The organism is Microbacterium sp. AK009 (genome assembly GCF_013410955.1).
Lineage (GTDB): Bacteria > Actinomycetota > Actinomycetes > Actinomycetales > Microbacteriaceae > Microbacterium.
This window is the reverse complement of the sequence record NZ_JACCCG010000005.1, coordinates 296,208-314,142: the sequence shown is the minus strand read 5'-3', so window position 1 is coordinate 314,142 and position 17,935 is coordinate 296,208. Positions and strand designations below refer to the sequence as shown.

Sequence of the window (17,935 nt, the reverse complement as noted above, 5' to 3'; positions counted from 1 at the left end):
TATATTGACGAGGTGACCGACGCTTCGTCCTCCGCCTCCCGGCCCGAGATCGGACGGCGCGTGCGCTTCCGCTGGCGCAAGTGGAACGGCGGGGTGCACTGGGAGCACGACTGCGTCTACCTCGGCAGCGACCGGTGGGGCGACTGGGTCGGCCAGCCCGCGGGGTGGATCAGCGAGCGGCCCGGACGGCAGATGGTGACGCGCCAGGCGTGTGTGATGCTGCTGCCGCCGAGCGGGGAGTACGCCTACACCCGCAACGCGGATCCGAACCGGACGCAGATCTACATCGACCTGGCGTGGGATGTCGGCTGGCAGGACGGTGCGCCGGTCGGCGTCGACATGGATCTGGATGTCGTCAAGCACACCGAACGCGGCATCTACATCGACGACCGCGACGAGTGGGAGGAGCATCGGGTCGCCTACGGGTACCCCCTCGACATCGTCGCGCGGCTGGAGTCGCTCGCGATCGACCTCGAGCAGAAGGTGCGGGCGGGCGTCGCACCGTTCGACGAGGCCACGCCCGCGCGCTGGCTTGCGCGGCTGGAGGCCCTGCATCTCTGAGGAGTGAGGATGACCGGCGTCCGCCGGTCTGCGCCGGGCGCGTCGCGCTTAGACTCGACCCGTGACGACCGATCGCGAACCCAACCGCGCCGACCTCGGCAAGGATCCGCGACGCGTCAGCGGCATGTTCGACCAGGTGGCCCGCGGCTACGACCGCACCAACACCGTGCTGAGCCTCGGGAACGACCGGATGTGGCGCGCGGCGACGACCCGCGCGGTCTCGCCTCGGCCGGGTGAGCGCATCCTCGACCTCGCCGCGGGAACAGGCGCCTCCAGCGTCGCCCTCGCAAAGAGCGGGGCCCAGGTGGTCGCCGCCGATTTCTCTCCCGGGATGATCGCCGAAGGCGAGCGCCGTTACGGGGCGGCGGCGCCGGGCGGCGGCATCCGGAATCTGTCGTTCGTGCAGGCGGACGCGACCGATCTGCCCTTCGCCGACGCCGAATTCGATGCCGTGACGATGTCGTTCGGTCTGCGCAACGTCAACGACCCGAAGAAGGCGCTCGGAGAGCTGCTGCGGGTGACGAAGTCCGGCGGACGCCTGGTGATCTGCGAGTTCTCGCAGCCGCCGTCGGGCGCCTTCAACCGGCTGTACCGCTTCTACAACGACCGCGTGCTCCCGACGGTGGCCAAGGCGGTGAGCTCCAACGCCGAGGCGTACGACTATCTCAACGAGTCGATCCGCGACTGGCCCGATCAGCGCACGCTGTCGGCCTGGATCCGCGGGGCGGGGTGGACGGATGTCGCGTTCCGCAACCTGTCGATGGGCATCGTCGCCCTGCACCGGGGCCGCAAGCCCTGAGCGACCGCCGCTGATCGTCGCGCCGCTAGGCTGGATGCGTGACTCCTTCCGCTCCCGGCTCGCCGATCACCGGTCAGCTGAGCTTGACCGAGCGGGTTTTCGCCGGGCCTGGGGCTCGTCGCCTTCTCGCGGCGGTCGAGGACGGGCTCGCGCGCGTCGACGAACACCTGCGCAGCGAGCTGCGCGTGACCGACGCGCTCGCCAACGCCACCAGCCGCTATCTGTACAACGCCGGCGGCAAGCGCGTGCGTCCCACTCTCGCGCTCCTCACCTCGCAGCTGGGTGACGGGGTCACCGATGAGGTCGTCGAAGCCGCGTCGGCGCTGGAGATGACCCATCTCGGCTCGCTGTACCACGACGACGTGATGGATGTCGCGGACAAGCGTCGCGGTGTGCCCGCCGCCCACGCGGTGTGGGGCAACAACGTCGCGATCCTCACGGGCGACCTGCTCTTCTCCCGTGCCAGCCAGATCATGGCGCGGCTGGGGGAGCGCGCCATCCGCATCCAGGCCGACACCTTCGAGCGTCTGGTGCTCGGCCAGATGCACGAGACCGTCGGCGCCACCGAGGACGACGACCCGGTGGAGTTCTATCTGCAGGTGCTCTCGGACAAAACCGGGTCGCTCATCGCCGCGGCCGCGCAGGCCGGGGTGATCTTCTCCAACGCCGACCCCGTGTTCGAGGCCCCCATGGTGGTGTTCGGTGAGAAGGCGGGCGTCGCCTTCCAGCTGCTCGACGACGTGATCGACCTCTCGCCCGACCCCGGTGAGACCGGCAAGGTACCGGGAACCGACCTGCGCGCGGGCGTGCCGACGATGCCGTTCCTGCTGCTCGGTCAGCGGCGAGACGCCGACGCGGTGCGGCTGCGCGAGACGATCGACGAGGGGGTGGAGCGCATCGCCGAGGGCGCCGACCCCGCGATCCTCGACGGTCCCCTCGCCGAGCTCCGCGAGCACGAGACCACCGAGGCCACGCGCGAGCTCGCGCACAGGTACTCTCTTGAAGCGATCGATGCGCTGGAGCCGCTGCCCGAAGGGCCGGTGCGCGACGCGCTGACGCGCTTCGCGCGCGCGGTCGCCGATCGCGCGAGCTGATCGGCGCCGTCTCCGGGAACGCCGCGGCGCGGGATCCGTCAGAAAGGACTTCATGACCAAGCTCAGGCTTGCCATCGTCGGTGCAGGACCCGCCGGCATCTACGCCGCCGACATCCTGCTGAAGGCGGAGCGTCGCTTCGACGTCTCCATCGACCTGTTCGAGCAGCTGCCCGCTCCCTACGGACTGGTGCGCTACGGCGTGGCTCCCGACCACCCGCGCATCAAGGGCATCATCACGGCGCTGCGCGAAGTGCTCGACCGCGGCGATATCCGCATCTTCGGCAATGTCCGCTTCGGCGAAGACATCACCCTCGACGATCTCAAGCAGCACTACCACGCGGTGATCTTCGCCACCGGGGCGGTGCGCGACACCGACCTGCGGATTCCCGGGATCGACGCCGAGGGGTCGTACGGCGCGGCGGACTTCGTCAGCTGGTTCGACGGCCACCCCGACGTGCCGCGCACCTGGCCGCTGGAGGCGGAGTCGGTGGCCGTGATCGGGAATGGCAACGTCGCGCTGGACGTCTCGCGCATGCTCGCCAAGCACGCCGAGGACCTGCTCCCCACCGAGATTCCCGACAACGTCTACGAGGGTCTGAAGGCCTCGCCGGTGACCGACGTGCACGTGTTCGGCCGTCGCGGCCCCGCGCAGGTGAAGTTCACTCCGCTCGAGCTGCGCGAGCTCGGAGAGCTGCGCGATGTCGACATGGTCGTCTACGACGAGGATTTCGAGTACGACGAAGCGTCGAAGGCCGCCATCGCGAGCAACAAGCAGGTGATGGTCATCGACCGCGTGCTGCAGGCGTGGCGCAAGCGCCCGAGCGTCAACAACGCCGGGGGTGAGGCGTCGCGTCGTCTGCACCTGCACTTCTGGGCGAAGCCGGTCGAGGTCAAGACCGATCAGAACGGCCGGGTGTCGGCGTTCGTGTACGAGCGGACCCGCCCCGACGGCGAGGGCGGTGTCGTGGGCACCGGCGAGATGCGCGAGGTCGCCGTGCAGGCGATCTACCGCGCCGTCGGGTACTTCGGCTCGCCGCTGCCGGGAGTGCCCTTCGACAAGCGCCACGGGGTCATCCCCAATCACGAGGGTCAGGTGCTGCGCAAGGATTCCAACGAGCGCGTGCCCGGCGTGTACGCGACCGGATGGATCAAGCGCGGACCGGTGGGCCTCATCGGCCACACCAAGTCCGACGCGATGGAGACCGTCCGTCACATCATCAACGACCAGGGTTCCTGGTGGCAGCCGACCGATCCATCGGAGGAGGCCATCCCCGCGCTGCTGGCATCGCGCGGCGTCGCGTGGACCGACCTCGACGGCTGGCACCGCCTCGACGAGCATGAGGTGGCCCTCGGCGCACCGCAGGGCCGTGCGCGGGTCAAGGTCGTGTCGCGTGACGAGATGATCGCCGTCTCGCGCGGGGAGTAGTCGCGCGGCACCGGCTGCGACACGGATAGGCTGGGGGAGTTCCCCTTCACCTGGAGGTCACCTCATGCTGATCGCGCTGTACATGGTTTTGCTCGTCGGCGGAATGTGGATCATGGGTGTCAGCTTCAACTACCCCGACTTCGGCGCGGTGATCTTCGCCGCCGGCGTGCTCGTCTTCTGCGCGGCGGTGGCGCTGCCGGTGACGCTCAGCCGACACGAGAACCGCGACTCCAACCCCGGCAACTGGTAGGCCGCGGGTCGGCGACCCGCCATGAGGCCGTCCGGGTGACCGAGGGCTGGGTGCCGGATGTCCTCGGGAAGCCGTTCGAGCAGCTGACGCTGCCGCTCCCCGATGACGACGAAGGCGCGGTCGTCGCGACGCTGGTGCGGCTGCTGCCCCGCCGTTCGCTGGCGGCGTTCTTCACGGGAGGGCCGCAGCCCTTCGCCGACGTCGACGTGCTCTACCTCCACGGCTGGTCGGACTACTTCTTCCAGACGCGTCTCGCCCGGTTCTGGGTCGAGCGCGGGGCGAGGTTCTACGCGCTGGATCTGCGCAAGTACGGCCGGAGCCTGCGTGCCGGTCAGACACCGGGCTACATCGGCGACCTCGCCGACTACGACCCCGACATCGCCGCGGCCCTGACGGCGATGGGACGGAGAGCGGATGGCACGGGGGAGCGCCGGCTCGTGCTGTTCGGTCATTCGACCGGCGGCCTGACGGCGAGCCTGTGGGCTGCGCGTCATCCCGACGCGGCAGCGGCGATCGTGCTGAACAGTCCGTGGCTCGAATTCCAGCTGAGTGCGTCGGTGCGACAGGCCATCACGCCGGTGCTCGACATCCATTCCCGCCGTCGGCCGCTGGATCTCTGGCCGCAGGTCGACGGAGGCTTCTACGCGCGGGCGCAGGCGGAGGTGGCCGATCCCGATGATCCGGTGCAGGTGGATCCGGCATGGCGGCCGGAACGCAGCTTGCCCGTGCACGTCGGGTGGATGCGGGCGATCGTCGCAGGCCACGCGGCAGTCTCGAAGGGCCTCGGGATCTCGGCGCCGGTCTGCGTGCTGCTGTCGGCACGGAGCGTCGCGCCGACGCGGTGGGATGACGAGCTGACCCGCGCCGATTCGGTGCTGGTGGTCGACGACATCGCGCGCGCGGCGCTCCGGCTCGGGTCGTCGGTGACGATCGAGCGGATCGACGGCGCGCTGCACGATGTGTTCCTGTCCCGCCCGGAGGCGCGCGCCGAAGCTTACGAGCGGATGGGTCGCTGGACGACTGCGATGCTGTCACGCTGACGACGCATCACCTGCGTCGGCGCTCTCTCCCCGCGGCCCGAGTGACACCCCTTCCGACCATGGGCGGTGGGAGGGGATGGGTTCGGGGCGATGGAACCTCGGCCTGCTGCTGGGGAAGGAGATCCCGGGTTCGTCGCCGGCAGGGGGCTCGGGGGCACGGTCGGTGAACCGCCGACCCGTGACGGTCCGGGCCGCGAGTTTGAGAACATGGGGCTTGTACCGCGGACTCGCCGTCACGATCCGCCGGATACCGCTGGCGTCGATCTCCACGTCGTCGACGGTGCGGACCGCAGTGCCCCGGACGACGACGCTCCACGCTCCGTCGTCATCATGGCCGTCGATCTCGAAGGCGGCGGCGGGCCGCGCATCCAGGCTGACGACCTTCGCATCGGGCGCACTGCGGATGTAGACAGCCCCCTCATGCGCGACGAAGTTGACGGGGAAGATGTCCGGCGTTCCGTCGGTGCGGGTGACCGCGAGTCGTCCGATCTTCTCGCCCTCCAGCAGCGACCAGCATTCGGCGGTGGTCAGATCTCGTGCACGTGACATCTCGGCCATGGGACTCCTTATGCTCTGATTCTCATCCGAAACCCTGTCGCCCCGCGGGGGAGGTACGAAGGTCCCGTCCAGGTCTTCTCTGCGCCCTCGCCCGACCGTAGCCTGTATCGCGAAGCCGGACCCGCAGCGTCGTGGATCCGCACCTCATCCGGAAGGAGTCCGCGTGCTCCGCGTCTTCCTCGTCGACGACCATGAGATCCTCCGCCGTGGGCTGGCAGACATCCTCGAGGCTCATTCCGACATCGAGGTCATCGGCGAAGCGGGAACCGTCCGAGATGCGCTCAGCCGTATCGAGGCGACGTCTCCCGACATCGCCGTTCTCGATGTCCACCTTCCCGACGGGAACGGGATCGATCTGTGCCGTGAGATCGGGTCACGTCTCCCGCACGTGCGCTGTCTGATCCTCACCGCATTCGACGACGACGCGGCGCTGCACGCCGCGACGCTCGCCGGTGCTGCCGGTTACGTCCTGAAAGACATCCGGGGAGCCGGGCTTGTGGAGGCGATCCGCGCCATCGCTGCCGGTCGGCGCCTGATCAACAGCCCGCTGGGACAGCGGTCGGCCGACGCGCTTCGGAGCCAGGCCGACAGCGATGACCCGCGATGGGGGTCGCTCGGCCTGCGCGAGCGCCAGATCCTCCGCTTGATCGCCGACGGGATGACCAATCGCCAGATCGGCGAGCGCCTCGGGATCGCCGAGAAGACGGTGAAGAACTACGTCTCGTCGCTGCTTCGGAAGCTCGGTGTCGACAGCCGCACCCAGGCCGCGATCGTGGAGCTGCATCACACCCAGGAGCGCGCCGACAGCTGAGGTCACACGCGATGCGTGCGTCCGGATTGCGGGCGCGAATCGGCGACGAACGTCGACCGGTGCGTCACCCGTCGCCGTTCCCAGATGCCCATCGTCAGCATGGTGAGGGCGAGTTCGGCTGCCCCGAGAGCCGCGTACACCAGCTGGAGCACGCTGAAGGGAATGTAGATCATCTGCACGAAGATCCACGCGAGGCACGCGAAGCCCGCCAGCGCGCTCGTCGCCGCAGACCATGGTGACCGGGCGAGGGTGAGCACCAGTGCGGCCGTGTGGGTCCCACCCACCACCAGGATGAGGGCCAGCCCCGGAATGAGATAGGACGAGAACGGCGAGCCCGACAGGTAGTCCAGCGGCGGCATGAGGACCGTCGCAAGGGACGGCAGCAGCGTGCCGACGATCAGCGCAGCCCCGCCGATCGCTGCGGTCAACGCAACGAATGCCTGCACGGTCATGAGTGCGAGTCGAATGGCGCGCATCAGTCTTCCTCTCGTTCATCATCAGCTGTCTTCGCGGGCACGACCGCGATCGGACACGGCGCCCGCCACACCAGGTCCTGTGCCACCGAACTGCTCAGACGCCCCTGCAGCAGGCCGCGATGATGAGTTCCGATGACCAGGAGCGACGAGTGGGAGGCGTGACGCAGCAGCGTCGGGCCGGCGAGATCGCGCACGAGGTCGCTGCGGAGGCCCATGCTCGGATACCGGGCGATCACCCAGCGCATGCGCGTATCCAGAACGCCTCGATGCTCGGCCATGACCGCGTCCAGCGTGGGGGTCGCGCCACCGGCGAAGGAGGGAGGCGGCATCTGCCAGGCATGGACCAACCGAAGGGAGACGCTGGTGAGGTCCGCTTCCGCCGCTGCGAATGCGACCGCGGCGTCCGAGCTGTCGTCCGCGCTCACGCCTACCGTGACGGGGTCGCCGCCGTCGGACCAGTCGGCGGGCACCAGCACGACCGGCGCCCGGGAGCGCGCACTGACGGTGAGTGGCAGCGCCCCCGACAGAGCCGCCCGGACCGGGTGCCCGAGAGTGATACCGAGGACGACGATGTCGGCGTTGCTGCTCATGAGGGTCAGGGCAGGCTCCACGCCGCCCTCGAGCCGGTGCAACTGCACCCCGATCCCGGGAACGCGCTCGCGAAGGAAGGCCTCCGCGTCACCGAGGTGTCGCAGGGCGGCGCCGCGTTCCTGTGTGAAGCGCGAGATCACCGTCACGACATCGACGCCCACGACCGAACGGGCGGCCCGCGTCGCAACCCACGCCAGCGCGGCCACGGAGGCGGGCGAGCCGTCGTAGGCGAGCACGATCGATTCCATCTGCGACCTTCGATCTGACAACGGGGTGGCGTCGAGGCTAGGCCGACTCCCGGTCGGGTGGAGGGTACAAAGTCCCTGACGGTGGCAGTCGTGTCACAAGCCGCTCGACGTCGTCGAGGTGACACAGCTGGGTGCCCGGACGCATCGCCGTCGCCGTTCCCGCGGCGACCGCGAACCGCAGGGCCGCCTCCAGCCCGTGATCGGCGGCGAGTGCAGAGATGAATCCACCGACGAAGGCGTCGCCGGCCCCGACCGTGCTCACCACGCTGACGTCGGGAACGGGAACGAGGATCTCGGTGTCGCGGGTGACCAGAACGGCCCCTTCCCGGCCCAGGCTGAGAGCGACCAGATCCGTGCGCCGCGAAAGGATGAGCAAACGGGCGACGCGGACGAGGTCCGGAACGGACGACGCGGGGTCGACTCCGGCGAGGTGTGCCAACTCGTCGCGGCTCGGCTTGATGAGGAAGACTCCCGCGTCCAGGGCTGCGGAGAGGGCGGGGCCTGCTGCATCGACGACCACGCGGGTCCCCGTGCCGCTCACCGCCGTCGCCAGCCGTGCATAGAAGTCGGTCGGTACGCCCGGGGGGAGGCTGCCGCTGGCGACGAGGTACCCCTCAGGGGCACGTCGCTCCGCCGCGATGCGGAGGCACTGCCGCCACTCCGCCTCCGTCAGGGTCGGACCGGGCAGGATGAACCGGTACTGGCAGGCAGTGGTGGTCTCCGTCACCGTGAAGCTCTGACGGGTCGTCCCCTCGATGGGGATGACGAGGGTCTCCACGCTCTCCTTCTCGAGCAGACCGAGGTAGGTGTCTGCGGACGATCCCCCCAACGCGCAGATCGCCAGTGACTGCCCGTTCAGACGTCGGATCGTGCGGCTGACATTCACCCCGCCTCCGCCCGGGTCGTAGCTGGGCGGAGCGCACCGGAGCTTCCGCTCCGGCTCCATCCGGTCGATGCGTGTGGACACGTCGAGGGCGGGGTTCATGGTGAGCGTCACGATCGCTGCGGGGTGCACGGCGTCCTCCTGACCGGCCGTCACGGCGAGATCAGCGTCTCCCGACGCTCACCCCGGTCTCGGGCCTTTGGTCCCCTCCTCGCATGCGCGCCCGCGCTTGTATGGACGACAGGAGCGCAGGAGGAGGCGTCATGACCGGGGTGGGAGGCTCGCTCCGGTTTCTCGGCGCTGCCGACACCGTCACGGGGTCGCGCTATCTCGTCGAGCGTTCGGATCGTCGGGTCTTGGTCGACTGCGGACTCTTCCAGGGCTTCAAGGTGCTGCGGGCGCGCAACCGCGCACCCTTCCCCGTCGATCCGAGTTCCATCGACGCTGTCATCCCGACCCACGCCACCTGGATCACTCCGGCTACCTGCCGGCGCTCGTCCGTGACGGCTTCGGCGGTCCCATCCTCACGAGTGGAGGCACGGCCGAACTCTGTGCGATCCTGCTCCCCGACAGCGCCCACCTCCTGGAAGAGGAGGCGCGGGCCGCTGCCCGAGGCGGATGGTCTCGGCACGAGCATCCTCGTCCGCTGTACGACGCCCGAGACGCCGAGCGGGCGCTGCGCCGGATGCAACCCACGGCATGGCCGATCCGCAGGTCGTTCTCGGCGAGATCGTCCGCAGGGTCGCAGCAGCCGGAGGGGTCGTTCTCATACCGGCCTCCGCCGTGGGTCGGACCGAGACCATCCTCCTCCACCTCTCCCGCCTGCGAGCGGCGGGCGACATCCCCGACATCCCGATCTTCGTCAACAGTCCGATGGCCGTCAGCGTCGTGGACGTGTATCGCAGGCACGCCACGGAACACCGGATCGACCAGGCCGAACTCGACCGGATCTACGACCTGGCCACGATGATCAGGAGCGTCGACGATGGGGCGCTGCGCTGCTGGCGGGCGCGGAGACCGTCAGGGTCTTCGGGAAAGACGTCCCCGTCCGTGCGGAGGTGCACCACCTGCACACGATGTCGGCCCACGCCGATGCCCGACAGACGATCGACTGGATGCGGACAGGATCGCGGCCGGACATGGTCTACGTCACCCATGGCGAACCCGCAGTCGCCGACGCGCTGCGACTGCGCATCGAGCGCGAACTGCACTGCGCTGCGCGCGTTCCCGACCACGGGGAGAAGGTGACGATCTGAGGCGTGTGGTCGTTGCGCGTCACCGGCTGGGCGGGGGGAGAAGGGGCACGCGCCATTCCGCCCGCGCGCCTCGTTCCGGGCCCCTCGTGAGTGCGTAGGTGCCGCCGCGCCGGGATGCCCGGTCCTGCAGGTTCTTCGTTCCGCCGCGGCGGGTCACGTGTGGCGGCGGTCCGTGGCCGTCGTCTTCGACGACGACCGCCACCCCGCCGTCGTCGACCTCGATCGACACCGTGGAGGATGTCGCGCTGGCGTGCCGGGCGATGTTGGCCAGCGATTCGCGGACGACCGCGATGACGTCGTCGGCGAGGTCGCCGCTCAGAACGAGGTCGACGGGACCGCGGAACGTCAGATGGGGCGGCGTCGTCAGGACGGGCGAAAGCTCGGTGATGACGTCGATCACCCGGTGCCGGGCGGCCGGGACGCCTGACTCGGGACGGGTGCGGAGGGTGAAGATCGCCGCACGGATGTCGTTGATCGCGGCATCGATCTCGGCGACCTCGCGCTCGAGCGCCGGCGTATGCGGTCCCTCGATCGACGCCAAGGCCTGCAGTCGGATACCCGATGCGAACAGACGCTGGATGACATGGTCGTGGAGATCGCGGGCGATGCGTGCACGGTCTTCCATCACTTCCAGTCGCTGTCGGTCGCGCCGCGCCCAGGCCAGGGTCACGGCGATGCCCGCCTGCGAGGCGAACTCCGATACTGCTTCGAGGTCGGCAGAGGAGAGGTGCGGCCGCTCCGGGTGGCGTGCGACGAAGATGGCTCCCGTGGGGTGCTGCGTGGCCATGAAGGGCACCGCGACGGTCGACCCCAGAATCAGGCGACCGTCGAGGTAGGCGCGCTTGCCGTTGACCGTCGCGAGTTCTCCGGTCCTCATCGCCTGCTCCGTGACGGAGGCCTCCGCGAGGTGCAGCGTGCCCTGCAGCTCCTCGGCGTGGTCCCCCCAGGCGGCGACCACCCGATGCATCCTCCCCTCCTGCTCGGGTACCACGATCGTGATGAGGTCGGCCGCGACGACGTCGCTCAGTCCGCGGACCACGATGTCCATGGGTTCCTCGCCGCCGGGGGCGAGCAGTGCGGCGCTGATGCTCGACAGTGCACTGGCCAGGCGACGCTGTCGCACGGCTCGGTCGAACAGGCGGGCGTTGTCGATCGCGATTCCCGCCGTAGCCGCCAGGGCTTCGATCAGCTCCGCATCCTCGGAGGTGAACTCGCCCGCCGCGGGGTTGGTGAGGTACAGGTTGCCGAAGACCTCTTCCCTCGTACGCACCGGAACTCCGAGAAACCCGTGCATCTGCGGGTGGTGCGGCGGGAAGCCCGCAGATCGGGCATCGCCGGCCAGGTCACCGAGACGGATCGTGTGGGTTTCCTCGATGACCGCACCCAGCAGCCCGCGCCCCTCTGGAAGGTGGCCGATGGCCGCGACCACATCCGGATCCATTCCGGTGTGGATGAAGCGTTCCAGCTTGCCGTCGCCGCCGACGACGCCCAGAGCGGCGTACTCAGCGTGGACGAGCGCGGCGGCGACGTCGACGATCCGATGCAGTGTCTGGTCGAGGTCGAGCTCCTCGGTCACCGCACGGTTCGCAGCCAGAAGACTGCGCAGCCGCGTCTCCGCTGTGAGGACGCGCTGAGCATCGGCGATCAAGTCGTCGAGGGTCTTCTCCAGGTCCGATCGTGGTCCATCCAGAAAACCCGGGGAGTCGCCCATGGACCGCTCCTGCCCCTGCGCTGCTGAATTGGCGCCAGGGTACTGCTCGCGGCACACGTCGACAAGACGCTTGCGGCACGCGTGATGAGCGCTCAGAGGCGTTGCTCACCCCGCGGCGGATTCGACGACGGGCCAGCGGATCAGAGTGCGCCAGCGGGTCGGGTCGGGCTCGGCTTCGGGATCGCTCAGGTACTGCTCCCAGGAGACCGGTCCCGGTGTCATCCCCACCGCGGCGCAGTGTCGCTGGACCGCCGCGTAGGTCTGATCCATGGTGTCGTACGGCCCCACGTGCATCGCTTCCGCGACCGGACCCGCGGGGAGCACACCCGGGCTCACGTTCCCCAGCGGGCGCACCGTCCCTGCGACAGGGAACCCCGCCTCGACGTCGACGGCGGTGTCGGGCACGCCGTAGTACTTGCCGAACGGGGGCCCGATCGGCGCAACCCCCTGCTCCGCCAGCGCGCGTGCGGTCTCGGTGAAGGCCGCGGCGAAGAAGTCGGTCAACTCTGACATCGGCACGCGCCGGCGCACACCCGCGGTGAGTTCGACGGCATGGTCGACGATACGCACGTCCTCAGACACGGTCGCCGCCTCCCGTCGTCTCCTCCGGCGCCGGCATCGGGCCGCGTCGCGGGCGGTGTCGGACGATCATCACCGGACAGGACGCGTGCGAGGCGCACACCGCGCTGACCGAACCGAGAAACAGACTGCCGATCCGACTGCGGCCGTGTGAGCCGAGCACCAGCATCGCCGCGTGCTCGGACGCCGTCAGGAGCGTGTGCTCGGCGGTGCCGTGACGCACCCCGGTGGTCAGCCACGGTGGTTGCCCTTCCGGAAAGATCGCCCGCGCAGCCTGGGAGGCAAGGTCCCGCGCCAGCCCCTCGTAGTCCGTGCCGGCGTCGGGGGCGGAGGCGTCTCCCCAGAGAAGACCCGGGTCGTCCCACACCGCCATCGCATGCACGGGCAGTCCGAGCTTCGGGGCGATCTCGACCGCGTACTCCAGGGCGGCAGCGGCGGATTCAGAGCCGTCGACCCCCACGAGTATTCCCGGTCGCGTCCACGGGAAGGGCTCCTCGTCGGGTGTGAGCGAGACAGCGGTGTCGGTCTGAGAGGCGCGCATGCGACCATCGTCGTTCGCGTTCGGTGCTCCTCGGGGGGTCGAAGGTCCCGCCGTCCGGCACGGGTGAACAGTCAGACTCCCTCCACCAGGCCTGAGGAGGACCAGTCGTGAAAGCAGCAGTCGTCAATCGAGCCGGTGCGTCGGCGCAGGTCGAGGAGCTTCCGGTTCCCGAGCCGGGACCCGGTCAGGTGCTCCTGCGGGTCGAGACGTGTGGGCTGTGTCACACCGACATCCATGCGATGAACGGCGATTGGCCGGTCGCCGCGACTTTTCCCCTGATCCCCGGACACGAGGCGGTGGGGATCGTGGAGGGGCACGGCGCCGGGGTGACAGAGCCTCGCATGGGCAGACGTGTCGCCGTGCCCTGGCTCGGGCGGGCGTGCGGTCGTTGCCGCTACTGCGTCGATGGACGCGAGAATCTCTGCGTCGGCCAGGCCAACACAGGGTTCTCGCTACCGGGTGGGTACGCCGAGTACCTGGTCGCCGACGCGCGCTTCGTCGTCGCCGTTCCCGACGGTGTCCATCCCGTGGATGCCGCGCCGCTCACCTGCGCGGGAGTGACGACGTACGCGGCTGTGAAGAACGCCCGCGTTCGACCCGATGAGACCGTGGCGATCTTCGGTGTAGGGGGCCTCGGGCACTTGGCTGTGCAGTACGCGCGGTTGGTGGGAGCCAAGGTCATCGCTGTCGACGTCACCGAGGACAAACTCGAGCTCGCCGAGGATCTGGGGGCCGACCATGTCGTGAATGCGGCGACAGGGGATCCGGTCGCGGCGATCGGGCGACTCGGGGGCGCAGATGTGGCGATCGTGCTCGCGGTCGCACCCGAGGTGACCCGCCAGGCGTTCGACGCTCTCAATCGCGGCGGACGACTGGTTCTGGTGGCGTTGCCGGCTGCCGGGGAGTTCACCCTGCCGGTGTTCCAAACCGTGCTCAAGGGGATCAGCATCATCGGCTCCATCGTGGGCACGCGGCAGGATCTGGCGGAGGTCTTCGATCTGCATGCCGCAGGACGCACGCGGGTGATCGCCGAGGAGCGGGATCTCGAGGGCGTCAATGACGCTGTGCAGGAAGTTCTCACCGGGCGGGTGCCTGCGCGTCTCGTTTTCGCGCACCACACCGCGGATCTGCTGCCGCGTCAGGCGTCGCCGTCGTCGCGCTGACTTTCCGGGGCCGTCGAGTCGGCATCACTGTGCGGCGGCGGCTGCGTCGCGTAGCCATCCTGCGACCTCATCGTCGAGGTCGGCGACGGAATGGATGTCGAGGTGATGCATCCAGCGCCCGGGCGCAGGCTCCACCACCTGGGCGAATCGGTGCGAGGGGAGTCGGCGGGGAAGGGCGATGGAGAGGACGACGGGCGAGCGCGGATGCCGGAGGTACCGGCCGGGCAGCCAGAGGAAGGCGAATGGTCGCCGGCTGACGAAGCCCACCTGACTCTTGGTCGTACGCACCGTGACCCCGAGCGGAAGCATCTCGTCGCGCAGCCGCCGATAGGCCTCCAGGCCGATCGTGCTTTCGGCGAAGAACTCTTCGGGCGCAGCGGACACCTTCCATCCTGCCGCGGTAGGTGGATGTGGGCCAGACGTGGCGGCGCGGGAGCGCCGGTCAGCGGTTGTCGCCGGAGACGTCGATCAGCACCTTGCCGACGGCGCCGCTCTCCACCGCGTCATGGGCCGCGCCCGTGGCGTCGAGGGTGAACCATGTGAGGGGGAGCCCCGCGTCCTCGCCGACGGGAAGAGCGCCGTCGCGAAGCGCCGCGGTGATGTCCTCGGCGGCCGCAGTCAGAGCCCGCTGGCCGACGGTGTACATGAGCAGGCCCTGGATGCGGATGTTCTTGGCGAAGGCCGGCACGACGGCGATCGTCGCCTCCCCGCCGCCATTGTCGGCGTAGAAGGCGATGCTGCCGTGGTTGGCGAGGACGGTGGTGTCCAGAGCGAAGTTCGCGGCAGGCGAGACTTCGACGATGTGTTCGACGCCGCCAGGAGCGATCTCGAGGATGCGGCGGGCGGTGTCTTCGCTGCGGTAGTCCACGGTGTGGTGCGCGCCCGCGGCGCGGGCGAGCGCGGCCTTCTCGTCGCTGGAGACGGTGGCGATGACGGTGGCTCCGGCCCAGCGCGCGAGCTGGATGGCCGCATGGCCGACGGCGCCCGCGCCGCCGGCGACCAGAACGGTGCGCCCCGCCAGTGCGCCGGGGGAGAGGCGATCGGGACCGTCTTCGTGGACGGTGAGGGCGCGGTGGGCGGTCATCGCGGGAACGCCGAGGCTCGCGGCGAGATCGAAACCGATGCCGTCGGGAAGGGGGACGGCACGTTCGGCAGGGACGACGGTGTACTCCTGGGCGGTTCCCGTCGGTCGCTCGTGCTGTGCGAGATGGATCCAGACGCGCTCGCCTACGCCAGGCGAGCCGACCCCGTCGCCCACGGCGTCGACGATGCCGGCACCGTCCTGGTTGGGGGTGACCTCCCCGAGGGTCTCCACGGCCGTCCCCCCTCGACGGGCCTTCCAGTCGGTGGGGTTCACGCCGGAGACCGCGACGCGGATGCGCACCTCGCCGGGCCCAGGCTGCGGGAGATCCCGCTCGATGGCGGTCAGGACGGAGGAGTCGCCGGTGCGGGAGTAGACGATCGATCGCATGCGAGCTTCAACGCGCGTCGCGCTCGCCCATTCCCGATCAACGATTCGCCCAGAGCGCCCAGCCGATGAGGGCGGGCTGGAGGAGCAGGCGGATGAATCGTGCACGGTCGGTCCGCAGCATCGGGGCGGAGCGGCCGGTGCGCCACTGGTGCACGTTGCCCGGGAAGACGATGACGAAGAAGGCGGCGACCAGCCACCCCACGCTGCGTTCCCGGGGGATGCTGGCGACGGCGCCGGAGAGGAGGAGCTCCGCGACACCCGAGCCCACGACGATGGCGTCTTTGCTCAGTCCGGTCGTCCGTGCCGACCAGTCGGGCACCACGATCCGGTACCCCCGACGACCCCAGGTGAGATGCGAGATCCCGGCAGCGGCCAGGAGCGCAGCGAGAAGCCATCGCGCCGCTGAGCGCCAGGATTCCACGAACAGATCCGCCGGTCAGCGGTAGTTGACGAACTGCAGGTCGACGTCGAGGTCAGCGGCCTTCAGCAGACGCTGGACCTCCTGCAGGTCATCGCGAGACTTCGACTGCACGCGCAGCTCGTCGCCCTGGATCTGCGACTTCACCGACTTCGGACCCTCGTCACGAATGATCTTGCCGATCTTCTTGGCGTTCTCCTGCGAGATGCCCTCCTTGAGGGTCGAGACGATGCGGAACTCCTTGCCGCTCGCCGTCGGCTCCCCCGATTCCAGGCTCTTCAACGAGATGCCCCGCTTGATGAGCTTCGTCTGGAAGACGTCGAGCACGGCTTTCGCGCGCTCCTCGGAATTCGCCTTGATGAGGATCGCCTCGCCGCTCCACTCGATGGATGCGTCAGTGCCCTTGAAGTCGTAGCGCTGCTCGACCTCTTTCCGCGCCTGGTTCAGTGCGTTGTCGGCTTCCTGCCGATCGATCTTCGAGACGATGTCAAAACTTGAGTCGGCCATACCGGAAGTCTAACGAGCCCGCCTGTAGATGTAAGCGCTTCCAAAGGGAGAGCAGGTGTTCGTCGTTGTGGCTCGGGCACAATCCCGACCGCGGAACGGTCACAGGATGGTATCGACCGAGGTCGAAGATTGCGCACCGGGCGCAACTGACGCAAACTGTAAGCGCTTGCAACACGAGCTGGCGACAAGGGAGCCGCCTCCCGCGGACCTGTCGCCCTCCCCAAAGAAAGAGGCGAACACCGATGAAGGTGATGAACAAGCGTGCACTGGGTCTCAGTGCATTCCTGGTCGGCGGGGCCGTTGTGCTCGCCGGCTGCGCAGGCGGCGGCGGTGGCGAGAGCTCCGGTGGCGCCGACAACGGTGGCGACTCCGGCGCCGCCGAGAACACCCTGACCGTCTGGGTCGACGCCGACCGTGAGCGCGCCCTCCAGGATGTCGCGACCGCCTTCGAAGAGGAGAAGGGCATCGCCGTCGACCTCGTCGTCAAGGAGTACGAGGACATCCAGCAGGACTTCATCACGCAGGTCCCGAGCGGCGAGGGCCCCGACATCACGATCGGCGGCCACGACTGGACCGGCGCCTTCGTGCAGGACGGCGTCGTCGCGCCCGTCGAGCTCGGCGACAAGGCGGCCGAGTTCGAGGAGGTCGCCATCGCGGCCGTCACCTACGACGGCAACACCTACGGCCTGCCCTACGCGATCGAGAACATCGCGCTGGTTCGCAACGCCGACCTCGTTCCCGAGGCGCCCACCAACTTCGACGACATGATCGCCAAGGGCACGGCGGCCGGCACGCAGTACCCGTTCGTGGTGGGCCTGAACCCCCAGAACTCCGACCCGTACCACCTGTACCCGTTCCAGACCTCCTTCGGGAACTCGGTCTTCGCGCAGAACGCGGACGGCTCGTACGACGCCGCCAACCTCACCATCGGTGACGAGGCCGGGCAGCAGTTCGCAACCTGGCTCGGCCAGCAGGGTGCCGCGGGCGTGTTCAACCTCAACCTCGACGGCGACCTCGCCAAGGAGGCCTTCAACGCCGGTCAGGCGCCGTTCTTCCTCACCGGTCCGTGGAACATCGCCGACGCGGTGGCCGCCGGCGTCAACGTCGCCGTCGACCCGATCCCGTCGGCCGGTGGCCAGACCGCTCGTCCGTTCGCGGGTGTGCAGACCTTCTTCCTCAGCTCGCAGTCGGAGAACGCCCTCGCGGCGAACGAGTTCCTCGTGAACTACATCGCCACCCCTGAGGTGCAGACCGCGCTGTTCGAGGCCGGTGGCCGTGCCCCCGCGCTGACCGAGTCCTTCGAGGCCGCGCAGGCCGACCCGATCGTCGCCGGCTTCGCCGCTGTCGGAGCCGAGGCCGTGCCGATGCCGAGCATCCCGCAGATGGGTGCCGTCTGGGATGACTGGGGCACCACCGAGGTCGCCATCATCCAGGGTGCCGACCCGGTCTCCAGCTGGACGACCATGGCCGAGAACATCCAGGGCAAGATCGGCTGATCGCCTTCGGCGGGGGTGTCGCTCACGCGGCATCCCCGCCGAACCCCTTTTCCCTG

Annotated in this window: 22 protein-coding genes and 1 pseudogene; 11 read left to right on the top strand and 12 right to left on the bottom strand. The window is 69.2% G+C overall.

What is annotated here, in order from left to right:
• Positions 1-12: 12 nt before the first annotated feature.
• The 6 genes from HDC37_RS13020 to HDC37_RS12995 all read left to right on the top strand — a co-directional run bounded on the left by HDC37_RS13020 (position 13) and on the right by HDC37_RS12995 (position 5,170).
• Positions 13-561, top strand: coding sequence for a DUF402 domain-containing protein (locus HDC37_RS13020; protein WP_179560806.1), 549 nt, complete (start codon positions 13-15; stop codon positions 559-561).
• A gap of 61 nt (positions 562-622) precedes the next feature.
• Positions 623-1,360 carry a demethylmenaquinone methyltransferase gene (locus tag HDC37_RS13015; RefSeq protein WP_308472211.1) on the top strand — a complete coding sequence of 246 codons (738 nt, stop codon included), beginning with the start codon at positions 623-625 and terminating at the stop codon, positions 1,358-1,360.
• A 38-nt stretch (positions 1,361-1,398) separates the two neighbouring features.
• Positions 1,399-2,454 carry a polyprenyl synthetase family protein gene (locus tag HDC37_RS13010; protein WP_179560805.1) on the top strand — a complete coding sequence of 352 codons (1,056 nt, stop codon included), beginning with the start codon at positions 1,399-1,401 and terminating at the stop codon, positions 2,452-2,454.
• 52 nt (positions 2,455-2,506) lie between these two features.
• Positions 2,507-3,880 carry an FAD-dependent oxidoreductase gene (locus HDC37_RS13005; protein ID WP_179560804.1) on the top strand — a complete coding sequence of 458 codons (1,374 nt, stop codon included), beginning with the start codon at positions 2,507-2,509 and terminating at the stop codon, positions 3,878-3,880.
• A 64-nt stretch (positions 3,881-3,944) separates the two neighbouring features.
• A complete protein-coding gene (locus HDC37_RS13000; protein ID WP_179560803.1) occupies positions 3,945-4,130 on the top strand; it encodes a hypothetical protein in 186 nt (61 codons plus the stop codon).
• A 35-nt stretch (positions 4,131-4,165) separates the two neighbouring features.
• A complete protein-coding gene (locus tag HDC37_RS12995; RefSeq protein WP_179560802.1) occupies positions 4,166-5,170 on the top strand; it encodes an alpha/beta hydrolase in 1,005 nt (334 codons plus the stop codon).
• On the opposite strand, the gene HDC37_RS12990 is transcribed toward HDC37_RS12995, so the two are convergent.
• Positions 5,162-5,719, bottom strand: coding sequence for a pyridoxamine 5'-phosphate oxidase family protein (locus tag HDC37_RS12990; protein ID WP_179560801.1), 558 nt, complete (start codon positions 5,717-5,719; stop codon positions 5,162-5,164). The two genes, HDC37_RS12995 and HDC37_RS12990, sit on opposite strands and share 9 nt — an antisense overlap.
• A 172-nt stretch (positions 5,720-5,891) precedes the next feature.
• Between HDC37_RS12990 and HDC37_RS12985 the strand changes: the two genes are divergently transcribed.
• Entirely contained in the window at positions 5,892-6,539 is a 648-nt protein-coding gene (locus tag HDC37_RS12985) for a response regulator transcription factor (protein ID WP_179560800.1), read from the top strand.
• Between the two features lie 2 nt (positions 6,540-6,541).
• Here the strand turns inward: HDC37_RS12985 and HDC37_RS12980 are convergent, their stop codons facing one another.
• The 4 genes from HDC37_RS12980 to HDC37_RS17425 all read right to left on the bottom strand — a co-directional run bounded on the left by HDC37_RS12980 (position 6,542) and on the right by HDC37_RS17425 (position 9,368).
• Positions 6,542-7,015 carry a hypothetical protein gene (locus HDC37_RS12980; protein ID WP_218869737.1) on the bottom strand — a complete coding sequence of 158 codons (474 nt, stop codon included), beginning with the start codon at positions 7,013-7,015 and terminating at the stop codon, positions 6,542-6,544.
• Positions 7,015-7,854, bottom strand: coding sequence for a universal stress protein (locus tag HDC37_RS12975; RefSeq protein ID WP_179560798.1), 840 nt, complete (start codon positions 7,852-7,854; stop codon positions 7,015-7,017). Before HDC37_RS12975 ends, HDC37_RS12980 begins: the two co-directional genes overlap by 1 nt.
• A 37-nt stretch (positions 7,855-7,891) precedes the next feature.
• Positions 7,892-8,893 (bottom strand): 1-phosphofructokinase family hexose kinase, encoded by a 1,002-nt coding sequence (locus tag HDC37_RS12970; RefSeq protein ID WP_308472210.1) that lies wholly within the window; start codon positions 8,891-8,893, stop codon positions 7,892-7,894.
• A gap of 169 nt (positions 8,894-9,062) precedes the next feature.
• Complete coding sequence (locus HDC37_RS17425; RefSeq protein ID WP_306457566.1) at positions 9,063-9,368, bottom strand: hypothetical protein; 306 nt, start codon at positions 9,366-9,368, stop codon at positions 9,063-9,065.
• Here HDC37_RS17425 and HDC37_RS17605 point away from each other — a divergent pair.
• Both HDC37_RS17605 and HDC37_RS17420 read left to right on the top strand, forming a co-directional pair.
• Positions 9,356-9,661: pseudogene (locus HDC37_RS17605) on the top strand (hypothetical protein); the annotation flags it as partial. The gene HDC37_RS17425 and the pseudogene HDC37_RS17605 sit on opposite strands and share 13 nt — an antisense overlap.
• A 152-nt stretch (positions 9,662-9,813) precedes the next feature.
• A complete protein-coding gene (locus HDC37_RS17420; RefSeq protein WP_306457565.1) occupies positions 9,814-9,993 on the top strand; it encodes an MBL fold metallo-hydrolase RNA specificity domain-containing protein in 180 nt (59 codons plus the stop codon).
• A gap of 19 nt (positions 9,994-10,012) precedes the next feature.
• Here HDC37_RS17420 and HDC37_RS12960 read toward each other — a convergent pair whose 3' ends face one another.
• The 3 genes from HDC37_RS12960 to HDC37_RS12950 all read right to left on the bottom strand — a co-directional run bounded on the left by HDC37_RS12960 (position 10,013) and on the right by HDC37_RS12950 (position 12,824).
• Positions 10,013-11,704, bottom strand: coding sequence for a GAF domain-containing protein (locus HDC37_RS12960; protein WP_179560797.1), 1,692 nt, complete (start codon positions 11,702-11,704; stop codon positions 10,013-10,015).
• Between the two features lie 105 nt (positions 11,705-11,809).
• Positions 11,810-12,286 (bottom strand): GyrI-like domain-containing protein, encoded by a 477-nt coding sequence (locus HDC37_RS12955; RefSeq protein WP_308472209.1) that lies wholly within the window; start codon positions 12,284-12,286, stop codon positions 11,810-11,812.
• Complete coding sequence (locus HDC37_RS12950) at positions 12,279-12,824, bottom strand: universal stress protein (RefSeq protein ID WP_179560796.1); 546 nt, start codon at positions 12,822-12,824, stop codon at positions 12,279-12,281. The genes HDC37_RS12955 and HDC37_RS12950 overlap by 8 nt, the downstream gene beginning before the upstream one ends.
• Positions 12,825-12,931: 107 nt before the next feature.
• Between HDC37_RS12950 and HDC37_RS17560 the strand changes: the two genes are divergently transcribed.
• A complete protein-coding gene (locus HDC37_RS17560) occupies positions 12,932-13,987 on the top strand; it encodes a zinc-dependent alcohol dehydrogenase (RefSeq protein ID WP_179560795.1) in 1,056 nt (351 codons plus the stop codon).
• Positions 13,988-14,011: 24 nt separating this feature from the next.
• Here HDC37_RS17560 and HDC37_RS12940 read toward each other — a convergent pair whose 3' ends face one another.
• From HDC37_RS12940 to HDC37_RS12925, 4 genes are read right to left on the bottom strand one after another with little or no spacing between them, the layout of a single operon-like run.
• Positions 14,012-14,371: a DUF5655 domain-containing protein gene (locus HDC37_RS12940; RefSeq protein ID WP_179560794.1), complete on the bottom strand. Its 360-nt coding sequence runs from the start codon at positions 14,369-14,371 to the stop codon at positions 14,012-14,014.
• A gap of 58 nt (positions 14,372-14,429) precedes the next feature.
• Positions 14,430-15,458: an NADPH:quinone reductase gene (locus HDC37_RS12935; RefSeq protein ID WP_179560793.1), complete on the bottom strand. Its 1,029-nt coding sequence runs from the start codon at positions 15,456-15,458 to the stop codon at positions 14,430-14,432.
• A 37-nt stretch (positions 15,459-15,495) separates the two neighbouring features.
• Positions 15,496-15,879 (bottom strand): hypothetical protein, encoded by a 384-nt coding sequence (locus HDC37_RS12930; RefSeq protein WP_308472208.1) that lies wholly within the window; start codon positions 15,877-15,879, stop codon positions 15,496-15,498.
• A gap of 15 nt (positions 15,880-15,894) precedes the next feature.
• Positions 15,895-16,383, bottom strand: a complete 489-nt coding sequence (locus HDC37_RS12925) for a YajQ family cyclic di-GMP-binding protein (RefSeq protein WP_179560792.1) — start codon at positions 16,381-16,383, stop codon at positions 15,895-15,897.
• A 242-nt stretch (positions 16,384-16,625) separates the two neighbouring features.
• On the opposite strand from HDC37_RS12925, the gene HDC37_RS12920 reads away from it, so the two are divergent.
• Entirely contained in the window at positions 16,626-17,879 is a 1,254-nt protein-coding gene (locus HDC37_RS12920; protein WP_179560791.1) for an extracellular solute-binding protein, read from the top strand.
• Positions 17,880-17,935: the final 56 nt, after the last annotated feature.